This is a genomic window from Flavobacterium panacagri (genome assembly GCF_030378165.1).
GTDB lineage: Bacteria > Bacteroidota > Bacteroidia > Flavobacteriales > Flavobacteriaceae > Flavobacterium > Flavobacterium panacagri.
The window spans coordinates 777,394-790,080 of record NZ_CP119766.1 but is presented as its reverse complement, the minus strand read 5'-3'; the positions used below and the strand labels follow the sequence as shown (position 1 = coordinate 790,080).

Annotated in this window: 11 protein-coding genes; all 11 read right to left on the bottom strand. The window is 33.1% G+C overall.

All coding sequences use genetic code 11. The features are described 5' to 3' along the window. Nucleotides 1-80: 80 nt before the first annotated feature. Nucleotides 81-440, bottom strand: coding sequence for a hypothetical protein (locus tag P2W65_RS03730; protein ID WP_289663626.1), 360 nt, complete (start codon nucleotides 438-440; stop codon nucleotides 81-83). Nucleotides 441-459: 19 nt separating this feature from the next. Further along, nucleotides 460-1,080, bottom strand: coding sequence for a hypothetical protein (locus P2W65_RS03725; RefSeq protein ID WP_289663624.1), 621 nt, complete (start codon nucleotides 1,078-1,080; stop codon nucleotides 460-462). Nucleotides 1,081-1,106: 26 nt separating this feature from the next. Continuing rightward, nucleotides 1,107-1,778, bottom strand: a complete 672-nt coding sequence (locus P2W65_RS03720) for a hypothetical protein (protein ID WP_289663622.1) — start codon at nucleotides 1,776-1,778, stop codon at nucleotides 1,107-1,109. 39 nt (nucleotides 1,779-1,817) lie between these two features. Beyond that, nucleotides 1,818-3,038, bottom strand: coding sequence for a M23 family metallopeptidase (locus P2W65_RS03715; RefSeq protein ID WP_289663621.1), 1,221 nt, complete (start codon nucleotides 3,036-3,038; stop codon nucleotides 1,818-1,820). Between the two features lie 24 nt (nucleotides 3,039-3,062). After that, on the bottom strand, nucleotides 3,063-4,004 hold the full coding sequence (locus P2W65_RS03710) for a tryptophan 2,3-dioxygenase family protein (RefSeq protein WP_289663620.1): 942 nt from the start codon (nucleotides 4,002-4,004) through the stop codon (nucleotides 3,063-3,065). Further along, nucleotides 4,001-4,774 (bottom strand): DUF3108 domain-containing protein, encoded by a 774-nt coding sequence (locus tag P2W65_RS03705; RefSeq protein ID WP_289663618.1) that lies wholly within the window; start codon nucleotides 4,772-4,774, stop codon nucleotides 4,001-4,003. Before P2W65_RS03705 ends, P2W65_RS03710 begins: the two co-directional genes overlap by 4 nt. 298 nt (nucleotides 4,775-5,072) lie before the next feature. Continuing rightward, complete coding sequence (gene hppD / locus P2W65_RS03700; RefSeq protein ID WP_289663616.1) at nucleotides 5,073-6,233, bottom strand: 4-hydroxyphenylpyruvate dioxygenase; 1,161 nt, start codon at nucleotides 6,231-6,233, stop codon at nucleotides 5,073-5,075. 216 nt (nucleotides 6,234-6,449) lie between these two features. Continuing rightward, nucleotides 6,450-7,607: a homogentisate 1,2-dioxygenase gene (locus P2W65_RS03695; RefSeq protein ID WP_289663615.1), complete on the bottom strand. Its 1,158-nt coding sequence runs from the start codon at nucleotides 7,605-7,607 to the stop codon at nucleotides 6,450-6,452. Between the two features lie 320 nt (nucleotides 7,608-7,927). Beyond that, nucleotides 7,928-10,210, bottom strand: coding sequence for a patatin-like phospholipase family protein (locus P2W65_RS03690; RefSeq protein ID WP_289663613.1), 2,283 nt, complete (start codon nucleotides 10,208-10,210; stop codon nucleotides 7,928-7,930). Between the two features lie 52 nt (nucleotides 10,211-10,262). Further along, nucleotides 10,263-10,799, bottom strand: coding sequence for an XAC2610-related protein (locus P2W65_RS03685; protein WP_289663612.1), 537 nt, complete (start codon nucleotides 10,797-10,799; stop codon nucleotides 10,263-10,265). 6 nt (nucleotides 10,800-10,805) lie between these two features. After that, nucleotides 10,806-12,605, bottom strand: coding sequence for an excinuclease ABC subunit UvrC (gene uvrC, locus P2W65_RS03680; RefSeq protein ID WP_179004199.1), 1,800 nt, complete (start codon nucleotides 12,603-12,605; stop codon nucleotides 10,806-10,808). Nucleotides 12,606-12,687 lie beyond the last annotated feature (82 nt).

The following is a 12,687-nucleotide window of genomic DNA, read 5'->3' as shown; positions in this document are numbered from 1 at the left end:
CTATAATTGAGTTTGTTCTATGAAACACAAAAATACTGAAATAACTTTTAAAAGGGTAACGGTTGAAGATTATATAACAATTAGTTACGAAAACGTTTTATGAATTTTTGCTTTAGAATTTTTGAAGTTATAATGATTGCTCCATCATTTTCCTTTTCATTGTAAATTATGCGACTGCTGTTTTTATTTAAAAAGTTTAAAGAAATAATGTCAGATTTTTTAAGCGGTAGTAAAATGGTGTCTTGTTTTTTATTGTATTGAAATGGAATTCCGTTGATTACAATCAAAGGCGATTCTCCAATTAAATCTTTTTTGAAGGCAGTGCTAACTAGTTTCTGAACAAAATATTTGCTTTCTTCTTTTCCATTTAAAACAAAAACCTTTGGATTGGAACAGCCTACAGTTAATAATGATAAAAATATCAGAAAAAATTTTTGCATGATTTTTTGAATTTTGCCTTTACCAAAACTTCCACCAAGGTTTTTTATTAATTTCTATAACTTTCTTAGTAATATCAACATCAATTCTTTTTGGAGATTCAGTTTTAATTTTAGAATCATCAAAAAATAATAATCCATTTTCGTCCATTCCAAGAGGAAGTCTAGTTCTTTCTTTCCAGTTTTCGGTTTGTAATTCTGAAATTAAAGGCAAATCGATTTTTTCGCGAAAGCGTTTTTGTGCTTTTTCTATAATTTCTTCTTCTAAGTTGGAAGAAGAATTTTTGAAAAGTGAAATAGAAATATCAGGAATATTCAAAAGAAAAACCTGAGTTTTGTCACCAATTTTCTGAATGTCCAATACTTTGAAATAAGCAATTGAATCTAAAAGAAAATGTCCAATTTTTGCCGAATCAGGATTAAATTTTGACAAATCTTTTGGATGGGAACTCGCGATTAAATATCTCAAATTTCCAGAAAGTCCTCCGCCAATCGAACTCATATCAGTAAAACCTTTTTCCTGAATAATTTGTCCGACTTTATAATTTAAAATTAGATTTTCAGATAGGGTGGTATCTCTGTAAAACAATTTTAATCCAGAAAAAGTTTCATGATAAATAGTTCTAAGGCGTGTACTCTTCATTTTGATTCTGTTTTTGAATTAAAAACTTAGAAATTTAGATTTCCTGGATTTGAGAAAATACTAAAGATAAATGAAAGAGGAAAAACGATAAGACTAATATAAAATATCGTTTTTCCATGTTTTCTGTCTTCTTCAGAATAGGAATAAACCCTTTCGCCATTTGGAAGCGTTTTCTTTGATTTCCAAAGCGAATATCCAATAACAATTCCAATGCCACCGCCTAAAAGTGAAAAAATATATCCTGCGATAATCCAAGGTTTTTGGTTTTCTTCTGGTTTTGCTAAAATTTTTAAGCGTTCTTTTTTCAAAGAAGCCAGCATGTCACCGTCTATAGTTTTACCTCGTTCTGTTAAAAGTTTTTGAGCGAGCTTATAATCGAAAACATTCCATTCATCAGAATTTAAGAGAATTTCGTATAACTCTTCATTAGTAAAACTCAATAAATAATAATCTGGATCGACAGTTTCAAGAAGATTTTCAGTTTCTTTTTCTAAAATTAATTCAGCTTTTTCAAAATCTGAAGCATCTATTTTTACTTCATATTGATTCTGTAAAGTATTTCCTGAAAATGTAATGTCAACTGGAGGAAGATTGTCGGCTAGAATAGTTCCTATATTGTTTTCTTTCAATAATGTTTCAAGTTCTTTGGCTTGAGTTAAAGTTGGAAAACTACGGAAAGCAATAAAATTTTCAATCATAAAGATGTTGGGATTTTTTGCTAAAATAGAAATTTAATCTTACAAATTTCCAATGCTGTCTAATTCTCTTTTCAAAGGTTCAATTTTTTGCATGAAACGAGTTCTGTCACTTCCTGTTAAAGATTCTCCCGTTGGAAGATTCAAACGAAGTGCATCTACCTGAACGCCATTTTTCCAGAATCGGTAGCAAACGTGAGGGCCAGAAGCTAATCCTGTACTTCCGACTAAACCAATAGTTTGTCCTTGTGTTACACGCTGTCCGCGGCGAACCAAGATTTTAGACATGTGTAAATATTGAGTAGAGTAGGTTCCGTTGTGTTTTACTTTTACAAAGTTTCCATTCCCTGCTGTGTATCCTGTAGTTTCAACAACTCCAGATGCTGTAGTGGAAATTGGTGTTCCAGTTGGAGCTGCATAATCAGTTCCTTTGTGGGCTTTCCAAGTATGTTGAACTGGGTGAAATCTATTCATCGTGAATCTTGACGTGATTCGGCTGAACTTAATTGGTGTTTTTAAGAAGAAGTTTTTAAGCGTTTTTCCTTCATCATCATAATATTCAATTTTTCCAGAAGTAGTATCTTTTTCGAATGGAAAAGCATAAACGATTTTACCTTTATATTCAAAAAATGCGGCTTCTAGATCTTCAACACCGTCATACGTTTTTCCGTTTATAAAACGTTCTGTGAAAATTAATCCATAACGATCTCCTTTTTTAAGTTTGAAGAAGTCAATGGACCAAGAAAATACTTTTGTAATTCTGCTGGCCAAAGCGGTTTCAACACTTTCGTTTCCTAAAGTTTCAGATAAAGAACTTTTTAAAACACCGCCAATCATTTTTCTTTTTAAAGTAACAGGTTTTATTTTTTTATAAGCTTTGGCAATGCTGTCACGCAAATCAATTACATAATAACTTAAAGCGTCGGGCTGATAAATAAAAACCTGAAGATTGTTGGTTTTGTTTTTGGAACGAAGTAAGGTAAAAGGTTTGTTGTAACGAATGGATCTTACATTAAAAGAATCTTTAACTTGTTCTACAATGTCATGTACTTTTTTGTTTCCAATATTTTGACTTTGCAAAATAGATCCGAAAGAATCTCCTTTTGAGATAGTGTCATTAACAACATTAAAATCTGCGTAATTAAAACCGAATTCTATTTTTTTGGTTGCTGGTTTAGTAATTTTGATTTCTACTTTTTCTTCAGCTTTTTTACATGAAAAAATAGAAAACAAGACAATTAAAATTACGACTGCTTTTTTCAAACTTTTGGGATTTTTGCGGCGAAATTAAACCTCAGTTTCATTTCCCCAATTGGACAATTCTTCTTCGGTCCACAATTTAGGAAAAAAGATGCGTCTTTGGTATTTTGGATGCATATATTTTTGCCAGTCACTTCCTCCTGTGGCTTCTCCATTCCCTTTTCCGCTTTCTAAAATATACTTTCTTGCAGTATTAAGATGCTGCATAACCCAAGTGATATTCACGGTTTTATCATAGTGGCGCATGGCCGCAATTAATTCAGGATTTTGCTGGTCTGTTTCTGGAAGTTGAGAAAATTTTTGCCAGATATTTTTTGTCTTAAAAGTTGACATTTGTCTCAAGAATTGAATTTTGTATTTGTTTTCGAATTCTTGAAGTAAATAAGATTTCTCGCCAGAGTGATAATCTTTTCCTGCGGCTTGCCAGTATAAATGTTCAAAACTGGTTTCAAGATCAGTATTTTCGTCAAAGTTAGCTTTGTATCTGCGGTCTGTTAAATTGATCACATCTGTAGAAGCAAATTCAATCATTCTATATTGTGCACTTTGAAAACCACTTGCTGGTGTAAGCGTATTTCTGAACTTCATATATTGATCTACTTCCATTCCGTTTTCCATAATGCTGAACGAATTGGTAAGCATGTCAAAATAACGGGTAATTCTTGAAAGTCTTTCGCTGAAAAAATCAACCTGAATATTTTCTTTTTCGGCGATCTGGTCAATTTCCCACAAAATCATTTTAAAGATTAATTCGTTTACCTGATGGTACATAATAAAAACCATTTCGTCAGGAAGTGTGGTACGTTGAATTTGTAAATTTAAAAGAGCGTCGGTTTGAATGTAATCCCAATACGTGATTGGTTTAGCCCAAAGCAATCCTTCCAATTGTACATCAGTTTTTTGATTTATGGCTTGAAATTTAAGATCAATTTCTTTTAAAATTGCTTCTGAATTATCAGTTAAATTCATTTCTTTTTTACTTTAAGCGGACTTTTCAATCCTTTATATTCATCGAGATCTGCTTTTAGCGAACCAACAGCCAGATCTGCTTTAATTCTAATTGGAATTTTATTGTCATCGTCTGTAATCCAAAGCGTTAGACTTTCTTTTTCTTTAAAGACTCTTCCGGTCTGTACTAATGGTTTAAACACCATCGTAGAAACAGTGCCAAATTTAGTCGTAATATCTTGACGGCCTACAAATTTTAACTTAAATTTTGTGATTTCCTCATCAAAGAACATGTCTATTGTAATGGCTTCGCCTGATTTTAATTTATCAATGTTTGGATGGTTTCTTAAAAAATAAAAAGAAGAAACAATATCCTGCACATTATCAGTAATTACAATCGTTTTTTCTGATTTTCTTTTATAGTCTTTTACTAAAACCTTATTTTCGTTTTGGTTGAAAAATCCTTCTTGGTTTTTAGTATAACCGCCTTCATCAATTTTACGAACATATCGATAGGGATTTCCAGATTCTTTGTCAAAATAACTTTCGTATAAATCTTCCACTTTAAAAAAGAATTTAGACATTCCGGTTGTAAAGCCTTTGCCAACAGCATGATATACTTTTTTATTGCTGATGGTTGCATCTTTTAATTCTAAAGTTGCATATCCAGCATTTACAATTCCGTAATGAATTCGAAATTTGAAGAATTCTCCGGTGTCAAATGAATCCTCTTTTTGGGAATCGAAAGCTAAACAAGTGAGGGCTAATATAGTGAATATGAGTTTTTTCATAGTACATTTTTTACATTCTATTATAAAGATAAATAAATGCAAATTCTATTCCAAATGTACCAAAACAAAAAAACTCAGTCAAGGATGACTGAGTTTTTATGCTATTAACTAACCAAAAAACTATAAATTATGAAATTTATATCAATTCGGAAGGAAACCACCCCTTCCTTATTTGCGAGTGCAAAGATAGATAGAAAGTTCAGATTTCAAATAGCCAAAGTCAAGTTTAACATAACATTTGCAAAAAAAGCATCGTTTTTTAGAGAAATCCGCGTTTAAATGCAAAAAAAATGCGTTTTTACAAAGTTCCTCTTAATTCCTGTTCTCTTTCAATTGACTCAAACAGCGCTTTAAAGTTACCTGCGCCAAACCCTTTTGCACCCATTCTTTGAATAATTTCGAAGAAAAGCGTTGGTCTGTCCTGAACAGGTTTTGTAAATATTTGTAAAAGGTAACCGTCTTCATCGGCATCAACCATAATGGCAAGCTTTTCAATTTCGTTAATATCTTCTTTCATCATATCCATATGAACACCTAATCTTTCTGGGATTGCTTCATAATAAGTATGAGGAGGAGCTGATAAAAATTCAACGCCGCGTGCTCTTAACTGAGATACCGTTTTGATAATATCATCTGTAGCAATGGCGATGTGCTGAATTCCAGGGCCACCATAAAAATCTAAATATTCTTCAATTTGTGATTTTTTCTTTCCTTCTGCCGGTTCGTTGATTGGGAATTTGATTCTTCCGTTTCCGTTTGACATTACTTTACTCATCAATGCAGAGTATTCTGTAGTGATTTGTTTGTCATCAAAAGATAAAAAGTTCACGAATCCCATAACATCTTCGTAGAATTTTACCCAAGTATTCATCTCATTCCAACCCACATTTCCAACCATGTGATCAATGTATTTTAATCCCGTTGGTTCCGGATTGTAATCTGATCTCCATTCTTTATAACCTGGCAAGAAAACACCATTATAGTTTTTTCTTTCTACGAAAATGTGAACGGTTTCTCCGTAAGTGTAAATTCCAGAACGAACTACTTGACCAAATTCATCTTCCTCAACAGTTGGTTCCATGAAAGAACGTGCGCCACGTTTCATGGTTTCTTCGTAAGATTTTGTAGCATCTTCGACCCAAAGTGCTGCTACTTTTACTCCGTCGCCGTGTTTTTTCAAATGTTCATTGATTGGAGAGTCAGCTGTTAATGGCGTTGTCAAAACAATTCTAATTTTATCTTGCTTCAAAACATAAGAAGCTTTGTCTTTTACTCCAGTTTCCAATCCGGCATAAGCCAATGACTGATATCCGAAAGCTGTTTTATAATAATGTGCAGATTGTTTTGCATTTCCTACATAAAACTCTACATAATCTGTTCCCAATAATGGAAGGAAATCTTGTGCTCCTTCAAATATTTTCTCTAATCCGTATTCTACTGATTTTACTTCTTTTGACATGATGTTTATTTGTTTAATCGGTTAATCTTTTAATTGATTTTCCAAAATGTTGTGTTTAAGTTTTTTTTTACCGCAAAGAGCGCAAAGATTTTTTAAGTTGGATTTTATAAAATCGCTAAGAACGCAAAGCTTTGTGAACTCGTTTGAGTAAAACGTCATTACATTCTTTGTGAACTTTGCGAAAATCCTTTGTGAACTTTGCGTTACAAACTGAAATTATTCAGTCCAAGATTTGTAATACTGACCATCATCGAGACCCATAGCCTCTTCAGTAACCATTAATGGACGGAATGTATCCACCATAACGGCTAATTCATGAGTTTCTTTGTGTCCAATACTGCGTTCCATTGCGCCTGGCGCTGGTCCGTGCGGAATTCCTTTTGGGTGTAAAGTGATATGACCCTGTTCAATATTATTACGGCTCATAAAATCGCCATCTACATAATAGAGTACTTCGTCAGAATCTATATTACTATGATTGTATGGCGCCGGAATGGCTTTTGGATGATAATCGTAAAGTCTTGGGCAGAATGAACAAACGACAAAAGTGGCCGTTTCAAAAGTTTGATGTACCGGTGGCGGTTGATGTACGCGCCCCGTTATAGGTTCGAAGTTGTGAATTGAAAATCCGTATGGGAAATTGTATCCATCCCAACCCACAACGTCAAAAGGATGTGTTGCATAAACCACTTCATGCATCATGCCTTCTTTTTTGATTTTAATTAAAAAATCGCCTTTTTCGTCGTGTGTTTCCAATTCACTTGGTAAAATAAAATCACGCTCGCAAAATGGAGAATGTTCTAAATGCTGACCTGATTGGTTTTTGTATCGTTTTGGAGTATAAAATGGAGCATACGATTCTACATAAAATAGTCGGTTGTCTTCTGTTTCGAAATCTATTTGGTAAATGATACCGCGTGGAATAATTAAATAATCACCATATTCAAACGGAATATTTCCTAACATGGTTCTTAATTTTCCTTTTCCTTTATGGATGAAAAGCATTTCATCGGCATCGGCATTTTTGTAGAAATAATTTCGAAGCGATTCTTTCGGTGCAGCTAAACCTATAATGCAGTCTTTATTGACTAACATGGCTTTTCGGCTGTCTAAAAAATCATTTTCTGGTTTTAATTCAAAACCTTTAAAAAGTAACGATTTTATATTTTTTCCGATTGCAATTTTTGGTTCAACCGAATAAGAGTTTAAAATTTCTTTAACCTGTGTAGGTCTGTGAACATGATAAGATAATGACGAATGTCCGTGAAAACCTTCGGTCCCAAACAATTGTTCGTAGTAAAAACCTCCGTTTGGTTTTTCAAATTGGGTGTGTCTCTTTTGAGGAAAATCTCCAAGTTTATGATATAATGGCATGGCTTTTCAATTAGATAATTTTTAAATTAATTAGATAATTCGAAAAATTTGAATTGTGTGAACAGATAATTTAGTCAATTTTAGTATTGACTAATTATCTCAATTCGATAGCTTCATTCAGGATTTCTCTTGATGAGGAATTGAAGATACTCTAATAAACCTGTCCATTTTGTTTTCATTATAACAAATGTCGTAAATTTTCGCGAGTAAAAATAGAAATTATATTATTTATAACTATAAGATATTGTAATTTTTTTTGATATAATTTTTACATAGTAAAAAAATAGCACGATTTTATTGAACTATTCCTCAATAAAATCCTAAAACAAAAATCCGATGCTGAACCAGGTAAAGCTTCTCGACATTTCCGGAGACCAGGATTGTTTGATCTCAATTGGACCGATAATCGTTTCTAATCCGTAGCCTACAGCATAACCGGTGTATTTTGGCATCGAAATCCAATCGACACCGCTGAAAATATCATTTCCTAAATTGGCAAAATTGGCAGAAAGGTTAATGTGATTTTTTCTGATGATTTCGTAGTCCAACGTAATCCCGGTTTTGATAAAACTGTTTCCGGCAATACTTAGGAAATCATATCCATAAAAATAATTGAAGTTGTTGATTTTGCTGTAGCCGTAACCTCCTAAAATATAATTAAAGAAAGGGACGCTTGTGTTTCCGAAAGTAAAACCAGCATCGGCATCAATTCTAAAAGTTGCTCTGTTAAATAATTTGTCTACAAAAGCGATTTCCGCTTTTGCCATTGAAAATGGCTTAAAAGTATTGGTATAATCTGAAGATGCCAGATAGGTTTGCAAATCTGTAGAAAAATACAATCCTGAACTTGGATAATATTTATCGTCAAATGAATCGTATTTTAAATAGGCAAAGGCACTAAAGTAACTACTCTTATCTATTATGTTTTCTACATTGGAAAGAGTTGGAGAATTTATTTTTAGGTATTTATATTCTAAACCACCGCCCATCAAGAACTTCTGTACAAAAATAGTTTGAAAATAAGCCTGATTACTTAAATCCATAAAATCGACATTAATTAAATTAACATTTGGATTTTGAGAAACAAGATTACTCAAACTAGTGGTTACATTTCGATTAAATTGATTCAGTTTTGAACGGAAACCAAAACTAATATTAAAACCATTTTCAACATAATAATTTAGATCATATCTGAAATTATCTCCTAAAATAATATCAAGCGAAGTAACATCATTTTTTAAGAATGTTTTTTTATGGGTAAGGTTTAACAATATACCGCTTTTATAAAGTCCGTCATAATGAAGTCCCAATTTTAAATACGTCTGTGTTGGATTTTCTTTTAGAACCAAATCCAAATCGTCTTTTTCGCCGTCTGGCTGAAGACAATAAGAAATTGTACTAAAGTTCTGCGTTGCATTTAAGTTGTTAATTCCTGTTTTAAGATTGTCGTACGTAATGGTACTTCCTGGTTTAAAACGAAGTTTACCGCGAATGTATTCTTTAGTATAATTGTCTAATTGATCTGTATTGATTTTTTGGATTTGAATCGTATCTGTCGCCACTTTTAGTTTTGGCTTTTTATAAAAAGTAGTTTCATTCGACAATGATTTGATCTTTTCATAAACTGCAAAAGCGGCTTCTTCTCCTTTTCGAATAATTTCTTCTCCTTTATCAAATGAAATTACGCCATAATCACGAATGTCTGGTTTAATGTAAACATCGGTGTCTTTTATTTTGTTTTTCATTTTGTCAATAGACTGCAGATTGGTAATCTGAACTAAAATACGAGTGGCGTTTTTTAGGTTTTTCCTCTTCATTAAATCGTCTTGAACATCGACACCAATAATAATATCGGCACCCATTTTGCGAACTTCATTAATTGGATAATTGTTTACAACACCACCGTCGACTAATAAATTTCCATCAATTTCTACGGGAGTAAACAGGGAAGGAAAAGCCGCACTCGCCATCATAGCCTGAACTAGATTTCCTTTATTCAATAAAACTTCTTCGCCCGTTTCGATGTTTGTTCCAATACATAAAAAAGGAGTTGGCAATTGATTGAAATCACGAACATGACGAACATTTCGAGTTAGACTGCTCAATAAATTGTAATTGTACATTCCCTTAGAAAGTGCTTCCGGAATACCGACCCTGAAATTGCTGAATGGTAAAACAATCGCATATAATTCGTCATTCTTTTTACCGTAGAAATTTTTTGATGAACGCGGAATATAATCGTTTATCAACTCGTCGAAATTCGTTTTTTTGAAAATAGAATCAATTTGTGAGGCATTGTAGCCAGAAGCATATAATCCGCCAATTACAGATCCCATACTTGTTCCGCCGATGTAATCGATTTTTATTCCAGCTTCTTCCAAAACTTTAAGAACTCCGATATGAGCAAAACCTTTGGCGCCGCCGCCACTTAAAACCAATCCAATTTTAGGTCTTTTTACACTGTCTTTTTTTACTTCCTGCGAAAAGGAGTTTTGTGAAAAAAGTACTAACAACGCAAACAGCATAGAAACCGCTTTCCAAATGGTATTTGGAGGAAGTTCTTTTGATGTGATATTTAAAACGGACAGCTGATTTTGGCGCATAAAAATTTGCAAGTTAGTTTTGTAAAAGTCGGCAATTTTTTTTGGTTTATTCTTAAAATGATTCTGTTTTTGAAAGTATTAACTTTTTGTTTTTATCGTACTTCCAGACATCAGAATGAGTTCTTGCACCGCCTCTGCAACTCGAGGTTAATGTCTTTTTGATTTTATCAACTTTCACATCGCAAAACATATCACATTTTGGACTAAAGTTCGACGGAAATTGTAAACTGTCGAATTGTTTTGTTATCGGATTAAAGACAAAAATCTGATAAATGGTATAAACTCCCATTCCGTCATCAGTATGATAAGAAGCGAAATCGGTAAAACCATCAAAATTATAATCGTTTATTTCTAAATGCGATGGTTTTCCTGTGATCGAAACTTCAATGTTATTGATAATTTGAGTTTTCCCAGTTTGAACATTTTTTATTTCTACTGCTTGCTCATATTCTTCGTCACTAGTGCCAATTTTATTTTGAAGGCTTATTTCGATTTTACTTTTGTCTTTTTGTACAAATGAAATATCGTTTTGACTATACGAAAGAGAAAAAAACAAACACAGGATGATATGTAAAAAGTTTTTTTTCAAAGTGAATTAGTTTTCTTTTGGATGATAAAAATCGACAATTTTTTTGGCTTTAGAAACACCTATAACGGTTGCAATTTCTTGTTCTGTAGCCAGTTTTAATCTTTTAACACTTTTAAAATGCTGAATTAAGGTTGTCATGGTTTTTTCTCCAATTCCCGGAATGCTTTCTACAGAAGAATTCAATGCGGCTTTGCTTCGTTTGTCTCTGTGAAAAGTGATTCCGAATCTATGCGCTTCGTTTCGCAACTGTTGGATTACTTTCAAAGTTTCTGATTTTTTGTCGAGATATAACGGAATAGAATCGCCCGGATAAAAAAGTTCTTCTAAACGTTTTGCAATTCCGATTATGGCAATTTTACCTCGTAATCCTAATTCATCAATACTTTTTAAAGCCGAAGAAAGCTGCCCTTTTCCACCGTCAATAATGATTAACTGCGGAAGTGGTTCGTTTTCGTCTAATAATCTTTTGTAACGGCGGTATACAATTTCGGTCATCGAAGCAAAATCGTCTGGGCCTTCAACGGTTTTGACGTTAAAATGGCGATAATCTTTTTTACTTGGTTTTCCGTCTTTAAAAACTACACAAGCTGCAACTGGATTTGTTCCCTGAATATTCGAGTTATCAAAACATTCAATATGTCGGGGCTCAACAGGAAGACGTAAATCTTTCTGCATTTGTGCCATAATTCTATTTACGTGACGATCCGGATCTACAATTTGCAATTGTTTCAATTGCTCGATGCGATAGAATTTGGCATTTCGAATCGATAAATCCAGAATCTGTTTTTTGTCTCCAAGCTGTGGAACGGTTACTTTTATGTTTTCGCCTAAATCCAATTCGAAAGGAACAATGATTTCTTTGGATAATAACTGAAAGCGTTCACGCAATTCTACAATCGCTAATTCTAATAATTCTTCATCGCTTTCATCCAATTTTTTCTTGATGTCTAAAGTATGAGAACGAATAATCGAACCGTGAGAAATCTGAAGGAAATTGACATAAGCGGCACTTTCGTCAGAGACAATTGAGAAAACATCAATATTGGTAATCTTCGGATTGATGATGGTCGATCTGGATTGATAATTTTCTAAAACCTCGATCTTTTCTTTGATTTTCTGTGCTTCTTCAAACTGAAGATTCTGCGCATAAGTGTTCATCAATTTCTTGAAATCTTTTAAACTTTCTTTGAAGTTTCCTTTTAGGATTTCGCGAATCGCATTGACTTGTCTTTGGTATTCTTCCAAAGGTTCCAAACCTTCGCACGGGCCTTTGCAATTACCAATATGATATTCCAGACAAACTTTGAATTTACCGGAATTAATATTGGATTCGCTCAGATCATAATTACAAGTTCGAAGCGGATACAATTCTTTAATCAAATCCAGAATCGTATAAACCATTTTGAAATTCGTGTACGGGCCAAAATATTCTGAGCCGTCTTTGACCATTCTTCTTGTCAAAAATATTCTCGAAAAAGGTTCTTTTTTGATACAAATCCACGGATAACTTTTGTCATCACGAAGCAGTACATTATATCTTGGCTGAAGTGTTTTTATTAAATTGTTTTCCAATAAAAGCGCATCAGTTTCGGTTGGAACTACGATGTGTTTTATAGTTACAATTTTTTTGACCAATACGTTGGTTTTCGCTGTATCGTGAATTTTATTGAAATAGGAAGAAACCCTTTTTTTTAAATTTTTGGCTTTGCCGACATATAAGATTTTCCCGTCCTTATCATAATATTGATAAACGCCCGGATTGTCTGGCAAAGTTAAAATTTGAAGATCTAAGGCTGGTTTTTGCATTCTATTTTATTTCTGAAGATATTTGAAAAGCTTTTTTCAAAAACCATTCCGATTTGAAAATGAAGCTTAACATTGAATTAGT